At 63.9% G+C, this 19,747-nt stretch carries 17 protein-coding genes and 1 tRNA gene; 4 read left to right on the top strand and 14 right to left on the bottom strand.

The genetic code is table 11. The features are described 5' to 3' along the window. Positions 1-99 precede the first annotated feature (99 nt). The 4 genes from acpS to rpoZ all read right to left on the bottom strand — a co-directional run bounded on the left by acpS (position 100) and on the right by rpoZ (position 4,194). The gene (gene acpS, locus ACM42_RS19265; protein ID WP_271529417.1) at positions 100-519 is read right to left on the bottom strand and encodes a holo-ACP synthase; all 420 of its coding nucleotides are present in this window, start codon (positions 517-519) and stop codon (positions 100-102) included. After that, positions 516-1,268, bottom strand: coding sequence for a pyridoxine 5'-phosphate synthase (locus tag ACM42_RS19270; protein ID WP_271529418.1), 753 nt, complete (start codon positions 1,266-1,268; stop codon positions 516-518). The genes acpS and ACM42_RS19270 overlap by 4 nt, the downstream gene beginning before the upstream one ends. A 45-nt stretch (positions 1,269-1,313) precedes the next feature. After that, complete coding sequence (locus tag ACM42_RS19275) at positions 1,314-3,596, bottom strand: RelA/SpoT family protein (protein WP_271529419.1); 2,283 nt, start codon at positions 3,594-3,596, stop codon at positions 1,314-1,316. Positions 3,597-3,801: 205 nt separating this feature from the next. Further along, a complete protein-coding gene (gene rpoZ, locus ACM42_RS19280; RefSeq protein ID WP_007603391.1) occupies positions 3,802-4,194 on the bottom strand; it encodes a DNA-directed RNA polymerase subunit omega in 393 nt (130 codons plus the stop codon). Positions 4,195-4,523: 329 nt separating this feature from the next. On the opposite strand from rpoZ, the gene ACM42_RS19285 reads away from it, so the two are divergent. Beyond that, positions 4,524-5,168 carry a LabA-like NYN domain-containing protein gene (locus ACM42_RS19285; RefSeq protein ID WP_028179699.1) on the top strand — a complete coding sequence of 215 codons (645 nt, stop codon included), beginning with the start codon at positions 4,524-4,526 and terminating at the stop codon, positions 5,166-5,168. Further along, positions 5,149-5,823 carry a uracil-DNA glycosylase gene (locus ACM42_RS19290; RefSeq protein WP_271529420.1) on the top strand — a complete coding sequence of 225 codons (675 nt, stop codon included), beginning with the start codon at positions 5,149-5,151 and terminating at the stop codon, positions 5,821-5,823. The genes ACM42_RS19285 and ACM42_RS19290 overlap by 20 nt, the downstream gene beginning before the upstream one ends. 81 nt (positions 5,824-5,904) lie before the next feature. Here ACM42_RS19290 and ACM42_RS19295 read toward each other — a convergent pair whose 3' ends face one another. The 4 genes from ACM42_RS19295 to dapA form a co-directional block, all read right to left on the bottom strand. Next, on the bottom strand, positions 5,905-6,486 hold the full coding sequence (locus ACM42_RS19295; protein ID WP_271529421.1) for a peroxiredoxin: 582 nt from the start codon (positions 6,484-6,486) through the stop codon (positions 5,905-5,907). A gap of 4 nt (positions 6,487-6,490) precedes the next feature. Beyond that, on the bottom strand, positions 6,491-6,964 hold the full coding sequence (gene smpB, locus ACM42_RS19300; RefSeq protein ID WP_271529422.1) for an SsrA-binding protein SmpB: 474 nt from the start codon (positions 6,962-6,964) through the stop codon (positions 6,491-6,493). A gap of 61 nt (positions 6,965-7,025) precedes the next feature. After that, a complete protein-coding gene (gene mscL, locus ACM42_RS19305) occupies positions 7,026-7,439 on the bottom strand; it encodes a large conductance mechanosensitive channel protein MscL (protein WP_061877353.1) in 414 nt (137 codons plus the stop codon). A 56-nt stretch (positions 7,440-7,495) separates the two neighbouring features. Continuing rightward, complete coding sequence (dapA, locus tag ACM42_RS19310) at positions 7,496-8,386, bottom strand: 4-hydroxy-tetrahydrodipicolinate synthase (RefSeq protein WP_028179703.1); 891 nt, start codon at positions 8,384-8,386, stop codon at positions 7,496-7,498. Between the two features lie 278 nt (positions 8,387-8,664). On the opposite strand from dapA, the gene ACM42_RS19315 reads away from it, so the two are divergent. Further along, the gene (locus ACM42_RS19315; RefSeq protein ID WP_271529573.1) at positions 8,665-11,088 is read left to right on the top strand and encodes a transglycosylase SLT domain-containing protein; all 2,424 of its coding nucleotides are present in this window, start codon (positions 8,665-8,667) and stop codon (positions 11,086-11,088) included. Between the two features lie 469 nt (positions 11,089-11,557). Here ACM42_RS19315 and ACM42_RS19320 read toward each other — a convergent pair whose 3' ends face one another. After that, a complete protein-coding gene (locus tag ACM42_RS19320) occupies positions 11,558-13,093 on the bottom strand; it encodes a porin (protein WP_271529423.1) in 1,536 nt (511 codons plus the stop codon). A gap of 835 nt (positions 13,094-13,928) precedes the next feature. Between ACM42_RS19320 and ACM42_RS19325 the strand changes: the two genes are divergently transcribed. Then, positions 13,929-14,021, top strand: a tRNA-Ser gene (locus ACM42_RS19325). Positions 14,022-14,455: 434 nt separating this feature from the next. Here the strand turns inward: ACM42_RS19325 and ACM42_RS19330 are convergent. From ACM42_RS19330 to ACM42_RS19350, 5 genes are all read right to left on the bottom strand, one after another. Beyond that, positions 14,456-14,722 (bottom strand): hypothetical protein, encoded by a 267-nt coding sequence (locus ACM42_RS19330; RefSeq protein ID WP_061877321.1) that lies wholly within the window; start codon positions 14,720-14,722, stop codon positions 14,456-14,458. A 1,537-nt stretch (positions 14,723-16,259) separates the two neighbouring features. Then, a complete protein-coding gene (gene gatB, locus ACM42_RS19335; RefSeq protein ID WP_271529424.1) occupies positions 16,260-17,738 on the bottom strand; it encodes an Asp-tRNA(Asn)/Glu-tRNA(Gln) amidotransferase subunit GatB in 1,479 nt (492 codons plus the stop codon). Next, positions 17,735-18,037: a hypothetical protein gene (locus ACM42_RS19340; RefSeq protein ID WP_271529425.1), complete on the bottom strand. Its 303-nt coding sequence runs from the start codon at positions 18,035-18,037 to the stop codon at positions 17,735-17,737. The genes gatB and ACM42_RS19340 overlap by 4 nt, the downstream gene beginning before the upstream one ends. Then, positions 18,028-19,503 carry an Asp-tRNA(Asn)/Glu-tRNA(Gln) amidotransferase subunit GatA gene (gene gatA, locus ACM42_RS19345; protein ID WP_271529426.1) on the bottom strand — a complete coding sequence of 492 codons (1,476 nt, stop codon included), beginning with the start codon at positions 19,501-19,503 and terminating at the stop codon, positions 18,028-18,030. Before gatA ends, ACM42_RS19340 begins: the two co-directional genes overlap by 10 nt. Further along, a complete protein-coding gene (locus ACM42_RS19350; protein WP_027547180.1) occupies positions 19,500-19,712 on the bottom strand; it encodes a hypothetical protein in 213 nt (70 codons plus the stop codon). Before ACM42_RS19350 ends, gatA begins: the two co-directional genes overlap by 4 nt. Positions 19,713-19,747 lie beyond the last annotated feature (35 nt).

Consider the following 19,747-nt stretch of genomic DNA (forward strand, 5'->3'; position numbering starts at 1 on the left):
ACTTTTAGACGGTTGTCGGAGGCCACGCAATCAAGGATCGCATCAAAACTGCTTAAGATATTGATTTCACATACGAATTATAAAATAGAACGGATATCCTCAGGGCTTCGCAGGTGGCACGGCGGAAATGATGACAAAGGCCTGCGCCAGCGGCCAGTCGTCGGTGATCGAAACGTCGATCCGCGCCTCGAATCCGTCCGGCGTCAGGGCCTGAAGCCGGGCCAGCGCGCCGCCGGTCAGCTCCATGGTCGGCCGTCCCCCCGGCAGGTTGACCACGCCCATGTCGCGCCACCAGACGCCGCGCCTGATGCCGGTGCCGAGCGCCTTGGAGCAGGCCTCCTTGGCGGCGAAGCGCTTGGCGTAGGTCGCTACCACCATCTTCTCGTTCTTGGCGCGCCGCTCCGCCTTCGCCCGCTCGGCCGCGGTGAAGATGCGGTCGAGGAAGCGCTCGCCATGACGTTCGATCACCTTGGCCACGCGGGTGATGTCGATCAGGTCGGAGCCGATGCCGATGATCATGCCCGGCTCCGGCCACGGTCCATCGCCGCGCGCATGTTGCGCACGGTCTCGCCCAGACCCACGAACAGCGCCTCGCCGATCATGTAGTAGCCGATATTGAGCTCCATGATCTCGGGCAGGGCCGCGATCGTCTCCGCCGTGGCATAGTCGAGCCCGTGCCCGGCATGGACCTCGAGCCCCGCATCCTTGGCCAGCTTCACCCCCGCCACGATCCGCCGCCATTCGGCCTCGGCCTTGTCGGTGTGGCCGTCGACGACGGCGTCGCACCATGCGCCGGTGTGGATCTCGATCACGGGCGCGCGCAGCCGTGCCGCCATTTCGATCTGGGCGGGATCGGCGGCGATGAACAGCGAGACCCGGATGCCGGCATCGTTCAGCCGCGCGATATAGGGCGCGAGCGCGTTGTGCTGGCCGACCACATCCAGCCCGCCTTCGGTCGTCACCTCCTGGCGCCGCTCCGGAACCAGGCAGACCGCATGCGGCTTGGTGGCGAGCGAGATGCGCAACATGTCGTCAGTCGCCGCCATCTCGAAATTGAGCGGCTTGGAGATCTCCGCCTTCAGCCGCGCCATGTCCTCGTCGCGGATGTGCCGGCGATCCTCGCGCAGATGCGCGGTGATGCCGTCGGCGCCGGCCTCGATCGCGAGCAGCGCCGCGCGCACCGGATCCGGATTGCGGCCACCGCGGGCGTTACGCAGGGTCGCGACATGATCGACATTGACGCCGAGGCGGAGCGGAGTTGCGGGCATTTCAGGACTCACGAGATCAGGACGACAGGCGCATACGCAAAGCGCCTATCCATTAACACGTTCGACGCGGGCGACGACCGCCTTCGCGCGCAACTGAGCCAGGATCGCGCTCAGGTGCTTCAGATCGTAGACTTCGAGATCGATCGTCGTCTCCGTGAAGTCGGGCGAGCGGCGCTGCATGCTGATGTTGTCGATGTTGCCGTCGTGCTCGGCGATCACGGTCGCGATCTGCGCCAGCGCGCCGGGCTCGTTGACGTTCTCGACCCTGATACGGGCCGGGAAGCGCTGCGGCGCGGAGTCCTCGATGTCCCAGCGGACGTCGAGCCAGCGCTCCGGCTCCTCCTCGAAATCCTTCAGCGCCGGCGCCTGGATCGGATAGATCGTGATGCCCTCGCCCGGCGTGACGATGCCGACGATGCGGTCGCCGGGCACGGCGCCGCCGTTCGGAGCGAACTTCACCGGAAGGTCGGAATTGATACCGCGGATCGGGATCGCAACCGGGCTGCGCGGTTCCGAGGACTTCTCCTTGAACTTGGCCGCAAGCCCCTTCTTGACGCCGTAGCGCGCGATGCGCTCCTCCTTGTAGTCCGGGTACATCGCACGCGCGACGTGGGATGCCTTGATCTCGCCGCGGCCCACCGCCGCCATGACGTCCTCGATCGAAGTGCGCGCGAGCCGCGGCAGCGCACCCTTGAGCTTGTCGTCGGCGTATTCGATCTTGGCGCGTTCGAACAGGCGCTCGACGATGCGCCGGCCGAGGCCGACATATTGATCGCGCACCGCGGTGCGCGTGGCGCGGCGGATCGCGGCGCGCGCCTTGCCGGTGACTGCGAGCGTTTCCCAGGCCGACGGCGGCGCGGACTGCGCCTCCGAGGTCAGCACCTCGACCTCGTCGCCGTTCTGGAGCTCCGAGGATAGCGGCGCGAACTTGCCGTTGATCTTGCAGCCCACCGCGCTGTTGCCGACGTCGGTGTGCACCGCATAGGCGAAGTCGATCACGTTGGCGTGGCGCGGCAGCGCGATCAGCTTGCCCTTCGGGGTGAAGCAGAACACCTGGTCGTGGAACAGCTCGAGCTTGGTGTGCTCGAGGAATTCCTCGGGATTGGCGCTCTCGGAGAGAATTCCGATGGTGTGGCGCAGCCAGGCGAACGCATTGGACTCACGCTTGAGGTATTCGGTCGGCGAGCCCACGCCTTCCTTGTAGAAGACATGCGCGGCGATGCCGCGCTCGGCGATCTGGTCCATCGCCTCGGTGCGGATCTGGAGCTCGACGCGCTGGTTGCCGGGGCCGATCACGGTGGTGTGGATCGAGCGGTAGTCGTTCTGCTTCGGCGTCGAGATGTAGTCCTTGAAGCGCCCCGGCACGACCGGCCAGGTGGTGTGGACGATCCCGAGCGCGCGATAGCAGGCCTCGATGTCGTTGACGACGAGGCGGAAGCCGAAGATGTCGGACAATTGCTCGAAGCCGACCGACTTGCGCTCCATCTTGGTCCAGATCGAGAACGGCTTCTTGCGGCGGCCATAGACCCGCGCGCCGAGGCCCCTGTGCCGCAGATTGTTGGAGAGCTGGTCCTCGATCTCGCCGATCAAGTTGCGGTTGCGCTCGGCAAGCGCGTCGAGCCGCTGCATCACCACCGAATAGGCTTCGGGATCGAGGGTGCGGAAGGACAGATCCTCCAGCTCCTCGCGCATTTCCTGCATGCCCATGCGCCCCGCCAGCGGCGCGTAGATGTCGAGCGTCTCCTCGGCGATGCGCCGGCGCGATTCCGTCGGCACGAATTCCAGCGTGCGCATGTTGTGCAGGCGGTCGGCGAGCTTGACCAGAAGCACGCGGACATCATCAGCAATGGCCAGCAACAATTTGCGCAGGTTCTCGGCCTGCTTGGCCTCGCGTGACACCAGCTCGAGCCGCTTCAGCTTGGTCAGGCCCTCGACCAGCGCGCCGATCTCCGGCCCGAAGATCTGGTCGATCTCGGCCCGCGTCGCCTCGGTGTCCTCGATCGTATCGTGCAGCAGTGCTGCCACGATGGTCGCGTCGTCGAGCTTCAGGTCGGTGAGAATGGCCGCCACTTCGAGCGGATGCGAGAAATACGGATCGCCCGAGGCGCGGGTCTGCGAACCATGCGCCTTCATGGCGTAGACATAGGCGCGGTTCAGCAGGTCTTCGTTGGTGTTGGGATTGTAGGACCTGACGCGCTCGACGAGGTCATATTGACGCATCATGCGCGCGCGGGGCCTGGCGGGGCGCGCGACCGGCGCAGTCGGGGCCACGGCAACCGATTCGGTTGCGGCCTGCATCTGCGTGGATCTGCGGCGCCGATATACCATTCCGTCCTGCTTTCAAACGGGCCCGAGCCGGTCCGTTGTATGCATCCTAGCTCCGATCGCGCGTGTGTCCGATCAATTCAGTGACAGGCGCAGCGCCAACCGGCAACACTATGGTAACCACGAAAACGTCAACAAAAGCAAAGGCCCGAACAAGGGTTCGGGCCTTTGATAAGATCACAAGCAGTCGATGATCACGATGGAGGAATTACTCGTCTTCCTCGGGCTGCTCCTCGGGAGGCGCGAGGCCTTCCAGACCCTTCAGCAGCTCCTCTTCGGTCATGCGCTCCACGGCGACTTCGGTGTCGTCCGCATCGACGCTCGCCCCTGCGGAACCGATCAGCGGCACCGTATCCGGCTCGGGCTCGTCCACCTCGACGAACTTCTGGAGCGAGTGCACCAGCTCCTCGCGGAGATCCTCCGGCGAGATCGTCGTCTCGGCAATTTCACGCAGAGACACAACAGGGTTCTTGTCGTTATCGCGGTCAACCGTTAGTTGTGAACCGGACGAAATCATGCGGGCTCGGTGGGCGGCCAGCAGGACCAAGTCAAACCGGTTGTCGACCTTGTCGATACAATCTTCTACGGTGACGCGAGCCATGGACTGTCGCTCCGTTGTGGGTGGGACGAAATATGTGGATGATGGGGGCTAGTTATAGGGGCCGGGACGATTTCGCAAGGCTAATTTGTGATTTGGTCTCGCCAAACGGCTCTGCTAACGCCACATTGGGGCTGGGACGGGGTTTTCTGGGTTGCCATCGAGGGCAGCCCCGGGTGTATGCAAGTCCGCCATAACTATACCTTGATTGCCCCGACTTCTCCGGACTTGCGGTTTCGACGGGTCTCAGCGGCACTTTAGAACTGCGCGGCTTGCTGTCGCCGCGCCAACAAAAAAAACGATCAATCACGAACACTACGCGAGCAAACTGAATGTCACCTTCTCCTACCAACAAGATCGCGCTCTTCATCGATGGGGCCAATCTCTACGCGACCGCGAAAACTCTGGGCTTCGACATCGATTACAAGCGTCTACTGAAGGAGTTTCAGGGCCGCGGGACGTTGTTGCGGGCGTTCTATTACACCGCCATCATCGAAGACCAGGAATACTCCTCGATCCGCCCGTTGATCGACTGGCTGGATTACAACGGCTACACCGTCGTCACCAAGGCGACCAAGGAATTCATCGACGCCTCCGGCCGCCGCAAGGTCAAGGGCAACATGGACATCGAGCTTGCCGTGGACGCCATGGAGCTCGCCGAGCACATCGACCAGATGGTGCTGTTCTCGGGTGACGGCGACTTTCGCTCCCTGGTCGAGGCCGTGCAGCGCCGCGGCGTGCGGGTCACGGTGATCTCCACCATCGCCAGCCAGCCGCCGATGATCGCCGACGAGCTGCGCCGCCAGGCCGACGTCTTCACCGACCTCGTCGAGCTGCAATCCAAGCTCGGCCGCGACCCGTCCGAGCGCCCCGCCCCGCGCGACCGCGGCGAGCGTGGCGAACGCCACCACGCCCCGCAATTCCTCCAGCGCGCAACCACGATGGCGCCGAGGGGCGATGAAGACTTCGAGGAGTAAGGCGGCCCGGTCAAGCCGCCAGCCTCTCGCCGTCGTTCCCGACCGTGACTGTCCGCTCTGTCCGCGCCTGGTCGCCTTTCGCGAGGCGAACCGCGCACGCGAGCCGTCGTGGCACAATGCGCCGGTTGCGCCCTTCGGCGACCTCGAGGCGCGCCTCCTGATCGTGGGCCTCGCGCCGGGAATGCAGGGCGCCAACCGCACGGGACGGCCCTTCACCGGCGACTATGCCGGCGACCTGCTCTACAGCACGCTGATCGAATACGGCTTTGCCAGGGGGACCTATCAGGCGCGCCCCGACGACGGCCTGAAACTGGTCGACTGCCGGATCGCCAATGCGGTGCATTGCGTGCCGCCGCAGAACAAGCCGCTGCCGGTCGAGATCAACACCTGCCGCCAGTTTCTCGTCGCGAATCTGGCGTCGATGCCGAACCTGCGCGCGATCGTCGCGCTCGGGCGGATTGCGCACGACAGCGTGCTCAAGCCGCTGAATCTGAAGGGCTCGCAGGCCCCCTTCGGCCACGGCGCAGTGCATCAGGCAGGCCGGTTCAAGCTCTACGACAGCTATCATTGCTCGCGCTACAACACGAACACCGGCGTGCTGACGCCAGACATGTTCCGAAGCGTGTTCGCGAAGGTGAAGGCCGGTCTCGATTAGGGCCTGATGGAGTCAGGCGGTTGTGATCCCCGCAGCTGGCTCGCATCGGTTCGACCAAGATCATTCACCCTGGCGGGCGATCTAGGCCTTGGCGGGATTGGCCTTCAGCCAGTCGAGCACGTCGCCGGCGTTCCGGTCGGGTGGAAATACCGGATAGAACACATGGGTGATCCTGGCGTCGTCGACGATCAGCGCGAGGCGCTTGATCAGCGTCAGGCCCGCGACCTCCATGGTCGGCAGGTTCAAGGCGCGCGTGAGCGCCAGCTTCTCGTCCGAGAGCACCGGGAACGGCAGATGCAGGCGCGAGGCCATCTCGGTCTGGTAGGCGTTGCTCTGGGTCGAGAGGCCGAACACGTGTGAGGCGCCGGCGGCTTTCAGCTCGGCGAACAGATCACGAAATGCGCAAGTCTGGGGCGTGCAACCGCGCGCCCCCGGGATCATGTCCCAATCGTCGACCAGCGCGATCTTGCCGGGCTCGCCGGTGCGGGGATAGGCGAACACGACGGTGCGGCCGCGCAGCGCCGACAGCGTGACCGACGTGTCGTCGGTCGCGAGCAGGCTGATCGGGGGCAACGTCAGGCCCTTGAGATGCGCGGCGCCGCCGTCGTCGGAGGGCGCGGGAATCTGGCTCCAATCGACCTCGAGCAGGTTTCGTTGGTTCATCGCGTCATCCCCTCGCCCGCATCAGCCGGCCCTTCTCCCGGCTCCAGTCGCGCTTCTTCTCGGACTCGCGCTTGTCGTGCAGCTTCTTGCCCTTTGCAACCGCGAGCTGCAATTTGGCGCGACCACGCTCGTTGAAATAGAGCTTGAGCGGGATCAGCGTCATGCCCTCGCGGTCGACCGCGCCCATCAGCTTGTTGATCTGCCGGCGGTGGAGAAGCAGTTTGCGCGGCCGCTTGGGCTCGTGATTGAATCGGTTGCCCTGGAGATATTCGGGAATGGTGGCGTTGATCAGCCAGATCTCGCCGTTCTTGGAATCGGCGTAGGATTCCGCAATCGTGCTCTTGCCGCTGCGGATCGATTTGACCTCGGTGCCGGTCAGCGCAATGCCCGCCTCGATCGTGTCCTCGATGGCGTAGTTGAAGCGGGCCTTGCGATTTTCCGCCATGACCTTGATCGGACGTTCGTTCTTATCGGCCATGTCGGGCAAACCTGCTTGTGAGATGCGCGCGGAATCTAACAGTTCGGATGAAGCGCGCGCGTCACTTCTTGAGGAGATCGCGGATCTCGGTCAGCAGCTCGACCTCGGCCGACGGCTTCGGGGGAGCGGCCGGCGCCGCCTCTTCCTTGCGCTTCAGCGTGTTTATGGCGCGGATCACCAGGAACAGCACGAAGGCAATGATGATGAAGTTGATCGTCAGCGTGAGAAAGCTGCCCCAAGCCAACACGGCGCCTTGCTTTTTCGCATCAGCTAAGTTGGTGGCCGTGACCTTCGCCGACAAGGGGGTAAAGTAGTTCGAGAAGTCGAGGCCGCCGGTGACGGCACCGATGATCGGCATGATCACGTCGCCGACCAGCGAGTTGACGATGCCGCCGAAGGCCGCACCGATGATGACGCCGACCGCGAGGTCGACGACGTTGCCTTTCATGGCGAACTCGCGGAACTCCTTGAGCATCCGCCTGCCCTTTTCCTCGACCGCGCTCATGAACGCCCCCCGGAAAAGCTAACGCCTCAGTTGATCAGACCCGCGTGCACCATTGCGCTGCGCACGGCAACGCGGGTCGGTTCGGAGACCGGCACCATCGGCAGCCGCAGCGTCTCGTCCAGCTTGCCGAGCAGCGACATCGCGTACTTGATCGGCGCCGGATTGCTCTCGATGAAGAGGTTGTTGTGCAGCGGCATCAGCTTGTCGTGGATCGCGAGCGCCGCCTTGGTGTCGCCCTTCTGCCAGGCGGCGTGGAACTCCGAGCACAGGCGCGGCGCGACGTTCGAGGTCACCGAGATGCAGCCATGGCCGCCGTGGGCCATGTAGCCTATGATGGTGGCGTCCTCGCCCGAAAGCTGGTTGAAATCCTCGCCCATCGCCGCGCGCTGCTGCGACACGCGAACCATGCTGGCGGTGGCGTCCTTGACGCCGGCGATGTTCTTCAGCTCCCACAGCCGCTTCATGGTGTCGACCGACATGTCGATCACCGAGCGCGGCGGGATGTTGTAGATGATGATCGGAATGCCGATCGCGTCGTTGATCGCCTTGAAGTGCTGGTACATCCCTTCCTGGGTCGGCTTGTTGTAGTAGGGCGTGACGATCAACACGGCGTCCGCACCTGCCTTTTCGGCGTGCTGGGAGAGCTCGATCGCTTCCTTGGTCGAGTTGGAGCCGGCCCCCGCGATGACCGGCACGCGGCCCTTGGCTTCAGCGATGCACCATTCGACGACCTTCTTGTGCTCGTCATGGCTCAGTGTCGGGCTCTCGCCGGTGGTGCCGACCGGGACCAAGCCATTGGTCCCCTCCGAAATCTGCCAGTTGACCAGGGAGCGGAACGCCGCCTCGTCCAGCGAGCCGTTCTTGAACGGCGTGACCAAGGCGGTGAACGACCCCCGGAACTTTGTCTTGGCTGCCATGGACTTCCTCCGTACGCGGCTATCTCTTGAGCAAGCCCATTCATATCGGGTCTATCCTGCCGGTAAAAGGCCCGCTTCCGTCCGAGGCAGCGTTTAGGCCGCGATTTTGCCGCGGTGATGGTGCAAATCGGATCGTGGTAAGCGGCTGTTGGTATTTTTCCGCATATTCAATCAAATTCAGCTAGCTCTTGAGCCACTTCACTGATTCGGGGCGACGAAACGCCGTGACCTCCTTTGCTCGTGCCGCATGGCGATCCACCGGTCTGGCCGTGTGCCTGATGGCAGGGCTGTCGGTGGGCTGCGCTGCCCTCGCCAAGTCCAACGAGACGGCCGCGGAGACAGGCAAGGATATCGCGAAGCCAGCGGCCAAGGACTCCGCGAAGGGACCGGCCAAGGACTCGAGCAAGGGCTCGAACCAGGGCTCCAAGGAAACAGCGAAGGAAACAGCCAAAGGCACGGTCAAGGGAGCCGGCAAGGACGCAGCGAAGGGCGCGAGCAAGGGTGGCACCCCGGCCAAGGAAGCCGCGAAGACGCCAGCCAAGGATGCTGCCGCCAAGGAACCGGCGAAGGACAAGCCGAAACCCGCGGCAGCGGTCTCCTCGCCGAAATCTCACCCGGCGAGCAACGGATCGCCGCCCAAGCCCGCAAGGACCGCACCCGCGCCGGCCGTGACGGCCACCGTCAGACCCACCGCCCCGGCCGCCAGACCGCTCGCAGCTCCCGTGCTGGCCCCTGCGACCCGCCAGCATGCGGCGCCACGCAAGCCTGTCATCCCGGCCGCGGTCGCGGCGACATCGTCAACGTCGCAGGCCGACAAGGACACGCTCGAGAGCGTCATCGAGCTCGTACGCAAGCGCAAGGCTGGCGAGGCCACCAGTGCCGCCGCCGGCATCTCCGATCCGGTCGCGCGAAAGCTCGCCGAATGGATCATCCTGCGCAGCGAGGACAACGGCGCGACCGTGGAACGCTATCGGGCCTTCATCTCCGCCAATCCGACCTGGCCGTCGCAGACCTTCCTGCGCCGGCGCCTCGAGGCCGCGATGTGGGACGACAGGCGCGACGATTCGGTCGCGTGGTCGTGGTTCGAGAACGAGTCTCCGATCTCCGCCAAGGGCCGCTTCACGCTCGCCAAGGCGATGCTGGCGCGCGGCGACCGCGCCAATGCCGAGCGGCTGGTGCGCGAGGCCTGGCGCAGCGATCCGATGTCGGAAGACACCGAAAACAACGCGCTCGACCAGTTCGGTGCCCTGCTGACGCCGGGGGACCAGAAGGCGCGGATGGACACCCTCCTCTACGGCAGCGAGACCGAGGCGGCGCTCCGCGCCGCAAAGCGCCTCGGCGCCGGCTATGTCGCACTTGCCAAGGCCCGCATCGCTGCGGTCAAGAAAGCGCCGAACGCGCGGGCGCTGCTCGACGCGGTGCCGCGTGAGCTGCACAATGACCCCGGCTACATCTTCAGCAAGATCCAGCTCCTGCGCCGCGAGGAGAAGTTCACTGAAGCCGCCCAGCTGATGCTGTCGGCGCCCAAGGATCCGGGTCGCCTTCACAATCTCGACGAATGGTGGATCGAGCGGCGCCTCCTGGCGCGCAAGATGATCGACACCGAGGAATTCCGCACGGCCTATCTGATCGCGCGCGATGCCGCCCTGCCCTCGCGCGACATCTACAAGACCGAGCAGGAGTTCACCGCCGGGTGGATCGCGCTGCGATTCCTCAACGACCCCGCGACCGCCACCCAGCATTTTGCCCGCATCGGCGTCGGCAGCGTCAATCCGACCGCGCTGGCGCGCGCCGGCTATTGGCAGGGCCGTGCGGCCGAAGCGATGGGGCGTCAGCAGGAGGCGCGCAACGCCTATGCACGCGCCGCCGAACAGTCGACCAGCTATTACGGCCAGCTCGCCCGGGCCAAACTCGGCCTACCGCAGATCGAGCTCAACAGCCAGCCGCGCGGGCGCGGCGCCGAGCGGCTTGAGATCGTGCGCGCTGCGCATCTGCTCTACGAGCTCGACGAGCGCGAGCTCGCGGTGCCCATGCTCGCCGACATGGGCGAGAACGGCGATCCCGAAGCGCTTGCGGGCCTCGGCGAGCTCGCCCAGCGCTACGGCGATGCGCGCGGCATGCTGCTGGTCGGCAAGGCTGCCCTCAACCGCGGCCTGCCATTCGACTTCTACGCCTATCCCGTCAACGGCATTCCGCAGTTCACGCCGATCGGCCCCGACGTCGAGCGCAGCATCGTCTATGCGATCGCGCGACAGGAGAGCGCGTTCAATCCGCGCGTGGTTTCGCCGGCGCAGGCCTATGGACTGATGCAGGTGACGCCGGACGCCGCCCGCTACGTCTGCAAACGCCACGGCGCGACCTACGACCTCGGGCGGCTGAAGAACGATTCGGTCTACAACGCCGCGCTCGGCTCGGCCGAGCTCGGCGGATTGCTCGAGGATTATCGCGGCTCCTACATCATGACCTTTGCCGCCTACAATGCCGGCCGCGGCAGCGTGAAGAAGTGGGTCGAGCGTTACGGCGATCCGCGCGACCCGAAGGTGGACGCGGTCGACTGGGTCGAGCTGATTCCGTTCTCCGAGACGCGCAACTACGTGCAGCGGATCATGGAGAACCTTCAGGTCTATCGCGCCCGCTTCGGCGGCGGCACGCGCTTGCAGATCGAAGCCGATCTGCGTCGCGGCGCCGGAAGCGTGGAATGACGCTGCCCCGTTCCGATTCGCTGCCGGGCATGGGGGCGAGCGCCGCCCTCGTCAGGACCTGAGTCGCCGAGGCATATTGGGCGCCGGCCACGATCCTCAGCGAGCCCTTTCGACGCGCGCCGTGAGCGCTGCGACGGTTGCGGCCTGGTCGGCACGTTCACCGGTGCCGCGGCTGGAAGATGAAGGCGTGATCGCTCCTGCTTGCGGGGGCCGGATCGTGGGGGCGCTGTGCGGCTCGGCGGAGCCCACGGCAGGCCTTCGCTGCGCGCCTCTGTCGGAGACCGCTTGCAGCGCGCTCCCGTCCACAGTGACTTCTTCCATCAGGTCGCAACGAGGAACGACGAAATCAACGGAGAGCGGCGCACCAGCTCGTCCCAAACGCGCGAAGCGAGAACCGGCACGGCCGGGGCAAAAGAAAAACCCCGGCAGTTGCCCGCCGGGGTTCTCTGTCAGGTCGTTAGACCGGAACTTACCAGTTGCGCTGAGCGCGGAGGAGCAGGGTGAACGAGTCCTGATCCTTGAGCTCATACACTGCGGTCGGCTTGGCGACAGCAGCAGCCGGAGTGATGACGGCAGTGCCGGCATACTTCTGATCCAGACGGGTCCAGTTGAAATCTGCCGAGAAGGTCAGATTCTTCACAGGAGTCCAGCGGGTGATGACACCGACCTGGCCGATATTGAAGTCCGGATTACAGCTGGTGACACCGGCCACTGCCATGACACCGACGAAACCGCCGCCGCCGCAGATGGCGTTCTTGGCCAGCGAACCAAACTGGGCCGATGCATAGGCACCATAGAGCGCCGTGTTCCAGTAGGGATCCCAGTTGTGGGTGTAAGCGCCACGGAAGCCCCAGGTCTTGACGCTTTCCTGCGAGCCGCCGGTCACGAACACCGTGTCCGGAGCATTGGCGAAACCGATGCTCTGATAAGCGCCGGCGACGCCCGTGCCGCCAAACATGGAGTACGAGCTACCCGCCAGGTTCTGGAAGTTGTAGCGGGTTGCACCATCGGTGTAGACGCCCGAAATGTTGATCGTGTCACCCGCGCCGGTCGGGATGTTCTTGATCGACAGAGCGAGCTGAACCGCCCAACCCCACTTGTCGTCGGGGTGGCCAGTGGTCTCGGTCGCGCCGTAATAGGCGACATGGTTGTCATGCGCAGCAACCGACGCCTGGAACAGACCCCAGGCCTGGTCAACGCGGACCATACCGACGAGGTTCGGCGAACGCGAGCCGCCGATGGCGTTGGAGCCGTACGAACCGCCAGCGATGCCAGCAACCGTGGCGCCCGTCAGGTTCAGATTGCCTGCCTGATAATAGGCAGTCGCATCTTCCGCCGAGAACGACGCCGTGATGCCCTGACCGAAGTCAGCGGTGTAGGTGAACTGGTTGACACCAGTGACCGTGCCGCTGCCACCGACGAGACCGTCGAAGTTGTTGCCGGGATAGTTGGTCCAGGGCGCGTCGAACTGCGACACGGCCTTACCCATCGTGAAGCCGGCGAACTGGATGAAGGCGTAGTACACACCGAGCGAACCGCCCGAAGTGCCGCCGTCAGACGGGTTGCCGACCGGGGCAGCCCCGGAGTAGGTCGTAGCACCCGTGGCGGAGCCGCTGCCGGAGTAGTTACCAGTGGTCCAGGAGAACGTCGCATCGAAGAAGGTGCGGACGACGCCGTATTCGGTCGCGGTGCGCGTGTCGATGTTGAGATCTTGACGAGCGCGCATCGTGTAGTAGTTGCTGAGACGGTTGTGCGCCCCGCCGGTACCGCTGAACTGGCCGCTATACACGCTGTTGGTGTTCAGCGCGACTTCAGCGCGCAGATAACCACCCAGCTTGATGCAGGTGTCGGTGCCCGGGATGTAGTAGAATCCGGCTCCGTACAGGGAGCAGATCTTCACGTATTCGACCGCCTTGGCCTTCACGGGGAGATCGGCTGCCTGCGCTCCGCCCACGGCGATCAGACCCGCCGCTGAGCCGAGCAAAAGGCTCTTAACCAACTTCATGTTAAACCTCCAAGTTGCTCTTCAGGGAAGGTCACTGACCGGACGGCCAATTCCCAAACCCCCTCTAAATCACCGCTTTTGGCCCCTTCGCGCCTTCGGACACACCCGCATGAACGCGAGGGACTTAAGCGAAAGACCTAAACGGGACGACCTCGGGATGCCCCCCTCCGTCGCTCAGCCACAATTACCGAACGCCCTTGCACACACAACAAGAGAACGCTCCGAAACGGACCGATGAAGCGTGTTTTCCAACGGGTGTTGCACAAATAACACGTAGATGTGATCGTAACGCCCTCGCAACACATTGTTTACATTGACGTTTTTTCGACGGTTCCATTTGCCATCAAAGTTCCCCACATGAGGCGCCCAGCCGAGACATCGGCCTGGAAGGGGCTTTGAGGGGCTCGAATCGTGGAATCAGAAACGAGACTCAATGAGGGGTATCAACCGCCTCCGCGGTATCAGACAGTCTGATGCAAGCAGGGCCACTGCTACACTTGGGGTGTGCGGCAAACACTCTTTATGAAGGCGGGATTCTGGAGTCGGGCCGGCAGCTCGGCTAGCCGAGGCGCAGGTTGCCAAGTTTCTGTAGCCCCTTCTCGCGAGCCGTTGAATTTCCTAGCAAATCGGCTTCTGACATGAGCAAGGACGCTTCTATGCGCGGAACTCCCTTGCGCAGCGTGCCTTAGGTTCAGGCTTCGCGTCCGCTCGCGCAGCGCCACACTCTGGCCCGATGACAGGCCGCCTTGTGTCGAAAATCACTGGGAATATTCGAGCGAAAACACACGCTTCCAAATTGACCGGCCCGAGTAATTAGAGGCATAAGGCTCGCACCGGAGAGGTGGCCGAGTGGCTGAAGGCAACGCTTTGCTAAAGCGTCATACGGTCTCAAGCTGTATCGAGGGTTCGAATCCCTCCCTCTCCGCCACCCAGCAGCAGAATCAATCACTGCGTTCTTTCACCTGAAAGCGATCGTGAAGCCGGTGCAGAGCCTGGCGCACGGACAAGCCATGGGGAGCTCAGCCCGATCGCGTGCTCCTTATATATGTGAGCGCACACCTAGACACCGGATCGCCATATCCGCCAATGCGAGGGCGATATCAGCACAGCCTCGCCGGCCCAGACATTGAACCAGACGCCGCCCTTGCGCCGGCACGGAAAGGACCAGGGCTGAATTCCCGTCTTGTGAAGACGTCCGAGTTCCAGGTCGCACTCGTCGGGAGCGATCTGGATCGGAAGCCATCGTCCATTCGTGTTTTGGTCGCCCATGCCATGCGGTTTTATGCGGCGGCACGACGAGCAAACTTGATTCAGCGCAACCGGACCCACCCGTGCAAACACGGGTCGGCAGCGGTTCTCATCTCAGTGCGCGGAGACCCAGGCCCTCGCCTCGCGCTGGGCGATGGAGATCTCGGCATCCGACATCTGCCCGGCGACTTCCTGGCGCAGCGCCACCGCGTCCTTGCGGCCCTTCAACGCCGCAAGGTTGAACCATTTGTGCGCGGCGACGAGATCGACGATCCCGGAGCGGCCGCTCGCCCAATAGATCCCGCGCTCGAACAGCACGTCCGACAGCGCGCTCGCGTCGATCGGCGTTGCCGTCTCCAGATCGAAAGTACCCTGAAACATCACGCATCCCCTTTATTCTTATGCCGTCCTGCTCCACCGAGCGCGGCTCCCGTCCAAATAGCTGTTCAACTCTTCCCCATGCCGTTTGCCGGCTTGTTGGAGGCGATGATGGCGGGCAAATTTGAATGGCAGTTTAAGTATCGCGATGAAGCAGACGTAAACGCGAGCGCGCGAGGCGCGTACGGGAAATTCAAAAAGTCCCTGATTTGCAGGCACTTCTGCAATTCGTCAGATTCGGTTTACCCTGAGATCTTGGGACATCGATAACCATCGCGCGCGGTGGCGCGTCTCATGCGCCGCCCCACCCTCCGTCGTCACCCGCGACCCGGCTACGCTAAGGCTTCGCCGGGGCACGCGGTCTCGGGTCGCCGAAGCTTCAGCGACGGCGACAGGCGACTGACCTGTCCAAGAGGCAGCAGTGATCCGCGGAGAAGCTGCGTGCGCACTGGATCGGCCCGGTCGAGGCCGGGCGATGACACCGCGCACGTGGAACCACGCGCGGACTGCAGCAGGCAGCCAAACGCGCACAGCCCTCGCCTGCACCAAGGCAGCGCGGCCACGTCGCAGTCAGATCAGCGATGTCGGGGGGAAAGGAATGCCGGCAATACCCCGGCCTCATGAGAACGAGGGCGTCGGCGAACACGTCAGGACCAGATTCCACTTCGGCCCGAAGGCCTCTCGTGAAATTGCGGAGCTCCTTCCGGAGAACCGCACCGAACGAAGAAAACTCGTTTCTTCTGCCGGACCGCGAAAGAGAACGGTCCGACCGTTGACCTGATGTCTCGCCGACACCCTCTATCGTCGACCAGAACCCTCTAGGAGGCGCTGATGACGTGCCGGCTAACTGAAGCCGGCAACTTCAGAAGCGAAGTTACTTCTTCTTCTTCGCGACCTTGCGGGTCTTCTTCGCAGTCTTCTTCACTGCGCTCTTCGCCTTCTTCGCCTTCGCCTTCTTCGCTTTCTTGGCCATGTTGCCCTCCGATGTGTGAGATGGCTTTAATCGCTGCGTGCACTCGGGGATCGAATGCACTTCATCCCGAATACACCAACACGAAGAAAAAAACAGCGTCTCGCTTAAAGAAGTGTTGACGGCGCAACGCGCGTGCGCTTGGCGGGCGCGACGCAAGTGCACCGCACGACGTGCACCTGCGATCACGGAGAACAGGCGCATCGTCGACGTTCGCGACTGATGCGATTGCAGAAAAACACTATGCAGCAAGTATTTTTCTGCACGCGCGTATCGCGCGCGATCGACGCGACGATGCGCATCGCCATTCCTCCGATCACCTCGCAAGGGCGCTTTGCGGACTCTGAGTCGCGAATTTTGGCAATGAAAATATTTTCATGCTTAACGGCGCGAACGCTCGTCTGAGCGTGTGCAAGCCGCCGTTTTGCGCGAATCGCGTGACGGCGATTCGGTCGCCGCGGCACTGTCGATCGGGATGAAGTTTGCTGCCGAAGATGCGCGCGAACGTCGCAGCGAGAACGGAAAGCGAGGTGACGAAGCGTGTCCGTCACCTCGTTCGAACGCGTGAGGCTAAAAGCCGAGCTTGGACTTGAGCAGATCGTTGACGCTCTGCGGGTTGGCCTTGCCGCCGGACGCCTTCATCACCTGGCCGACGAACCAGCCGAGCGACTGCGGCTTGTCCTTGACCTGCGCGGCCTTGTCGGGATTGGCCGCGATGATGTCGTCGACCACCTTCTCGATCGCCGAAAGATCCGTCACCTGCTTCATGCCGCGGCTTTCCACCAGCGCGCGGGGATCGCCGCCTTCCTGCCAGACGATCTCGAACAGATCCTTGGCGATCTTGCCGGAGATCGTGCCCTCGCCGATCAGGTCGATGATCGCCGCCAGCTGCTCCGCATTGACCGGAGAGCCCGTAACATCCCGGCCTTCCTTGTTGAGACGGCCGAACAGCTCGTTGATCACCCAGTTCGCCGCCATCTTGCCGTCGCGGGCGCGATTGGCAAGCTTGTCGAGCACCGTCTCGTAGAACACCGCGCTCTCGCGCTCGGCGACCAGCACGCTCGCGTCGTAAGCCGACAGGCCGAAGTCGGCGACGAAGCGCGTCTTCTTCTGATCCGGCAGCTCCGGCAGCTTCGCCTTCAGCGCGTCGACGAATTCCTGGCTGAATTCCAGCGGCAAGAGGTCGGGATCGGGGAAGTAGCGGTAGTCATGCGCCTCTTCCTTGGACCGCATCGACCGCGTCTCGCCCTTGTTGGGATCATAGAGCCGCGTTTCCTGGTCGATCTGGCCGCCGTCCTCGAGAATTTCGATCTGCCGCCGTGCCTCGTACTCGATCGCCTGGCCGATGAAGGTGATCGAGTTCATGTTCTTGATCTCACAGCGGGTGCCGAGCGGCCCACCCGGCTTGCGCACCGAGACGTTGACGTCGGCGCGCAAGGAGCCCTTCTCCATGTCGCCATCGCAGGTGCCGAGATAGCGCAGGATCGAGCGCAGCTTGGTGACATACGCCTTGGCCTGCTCGGCGTCGCGGATGTCCGGTTTTGACACGATCTCCATCAGCGCCACGCCGCAGCGGTTGAGATCGACATTGGACATGGTCGGCGACCGGTCGTGCAGCAACTTGCCGGCGTCCTGCTCCAGATGCAGCCGCTCGATGCCGATGGTGACGCTGCGGCCGCCGTCGAGCTCGACCAGCACCTCGCCTTCGCCGACCACCGGCGACTTGTACTGGCTGATCTGGTAGCCCTGCGGCGAGTCCGGATAGAAATAGTTTTTCCGGTCGAAGACCGAACGCAGATTGATCTTGGCGTTGAGACCGAGCCCAGTCCGGACAGCCTGCCTGACGCATTCCTCGTTGATCACGGGCAACATGCCCGGCATCGCCGCATCGACCAGCGACACATGCGTGTTCGGCTCGCCGCCGAATGCCGTCGAGGCGCCGGAGAACAGCTTCGAGTTCGAGGTCACCTGGGCGTGGATCTCCATGCCGATGACCATCTCCCAGTCACCCGTGGCGCCCTTGAGAAGCTTGTGCGTGGCCGTGCTCATGTCCTGCTCCCGAGCAGCGTGGCAGCAATCCGCTCCCACTCCGCCTGTAATGAATCCTTTGCGGCCGGCTGACCGGCCTGGCGGTACCAGTAGCCGGCATTGCCGAGATCGCCTTCGACGCGGTGCAAGTAAGCGTGCACCCAGGCGGCGTCACGGCCGTTGTCGTCCTGAACGATCTTGTGCGCGCGGTCCCAGTCCCCCTTCGCGGCCCACCAGAGACCGGCGAGCGGCGCGTTCAAATCCGGCGCGGGCGCCGCGCTGTCGAGGCTCGCGATGAACGCGGCGACATTCACCACCACCTCGCGGGCGTGAAGCGGCCAGCGGCCTGCTCGATCACCTCGCCGAGCGAGAACAGCGTCTCCTCGTCGAAGGGCCGTCCGATCAATTGCAGGCCGAGCGGCAGGCCCTGCGCGTCCTTGCCGGCGGGCACGGCGATGCCCGGAAGGCCCGCCATGTTCACGGTGACCGTGAAAATGTCGTTGAGATACATTTCGACGGGATCGGCACCGCCCTTCTCTCCGATACCGAAGGCCGCCGACGGCGTCGCGGGGGTGAGGATCGCGTCAACGCCCCTCGCGAAGCAATCCTCGAAATCCTTCTTGATCAGCGTCCGCACCTTTTGCGCGCGCAGATAATAGGCGTCGTAATAGCCGGCCGAGAGCACATAGGTGCCGATCATGACGCGGCGCTTCACCTCGGCGCCAAAGCCCGACGCGCGGGTGTTCTCGTAGAGCTCGATGATGTTCTTGGCCTGCTCGCGCAGGCCGTAGCGCACGCCGTCATAGCGCGCGAGATTGGAGGAGGCCTCCGCCGGCGCCACGATGTAATAGGCCGGCAGCGCATATTTGGTGTGCGGCAGCGAGACCTCGACGAGCTCGGCGCCGGCGCTCCTGAGCCAATCCGCGCCCGCTTGCCACAGCTTCTCGATCTCGGCCGGCATGCCGTCGAGCCGATACTCCCTGGGGATGCCGATCTTCATGCCCTTCACGGACTTGCCGATCGCAGCCTCGTAGTCCGGCACGGGAAGGTCGACCGAGGTCGTGTCCTTGGGGTCATGACCGGCCATCGAGCGCAGCAGCATCGCGGCATCGCGGACGCTGCGTGCGATCGGACCGGCCTGGTCGAGCGAGGAGGCAAAGGCGACGATGCCCCAGCGCGAGCAGCGGCCATAGGTCGGCTTGATGCCGACGGTGGCGGTGAACGCCGCCGGCTGGCGGATCGAGCCGCCGGTGTCGGTCGCGGTCGCGCCCATGCACAGCAGCGCCGCCACGGCCGAGGCCGAGCCGCCGGACGAGCCGCCCGGTACCAGAGTGGTGTTGCTGCCGTCGCGCCGCCAGGGATTGCCGACGGGCCCGAAGCAGGAGGTCTCGTTCGACGAGCCCATCGCGAACTCGTCATTGTTGAGCTTGCCGAGCATCACCGCGCCGTCGCGCCACAGCTGTGAGGTGACGGTGGACTCATAGGTCGGCACGAAATTGCCGAGGATCTTCGAGCACGCCGTGGTGCGCACGCCCTTGGTCGCGAACAGGTCCTTGATGCCGAGCGGAATACCCGCGAGCGGGCCCGCATCGCCCTTGGCGATCTTGCCGTCCGCCTCGCGCGCCATCGCGCGCGCCTGGTCGGGAGTCTCCATCACGAAGGCATTGAGCACGCGCGCGGCCTCGATCGCGCTCAGATGCGCGTCGGTCAGCTCGAGCGACGTGAAAGTCTTGTCGGCGAGACCCTTGCGGGCCTCGGCGAGCGTCAGCGATGTCAAATCGGTCATTTATTGATCGGGCTGCAGAAGAACGGAGACAGGGTCTTGTCGTTGGCCGGGTCGTCTTTTTTGGCGGCGGCTTTCGCAGCGGCCTCGATCTCGTCGAGCACGGCATTGACGGCGACATTGGGGTCGGCAGCCTTGCCCTGCCGCTCCATCTTGTCGAGGTAATTCATGTAGGCCTGATAGGCCTTTTCATCGTCGCAAAGCAGACACATCGGACCACGTCCTAAGACTCTTTGATTTGACGCGT

Source organism: Bradyrhizobium sp. CCBAU 25338, from assembly GCF_028128965.1.
Classification (GTDB): domain Bacteria; phylum Pseudomonadota; class Alphaproteobacteria; order Rhizobiales; family Xanthobacteraceae; genus Bradyrhizobium; species Bradyrhizobium liaoningense.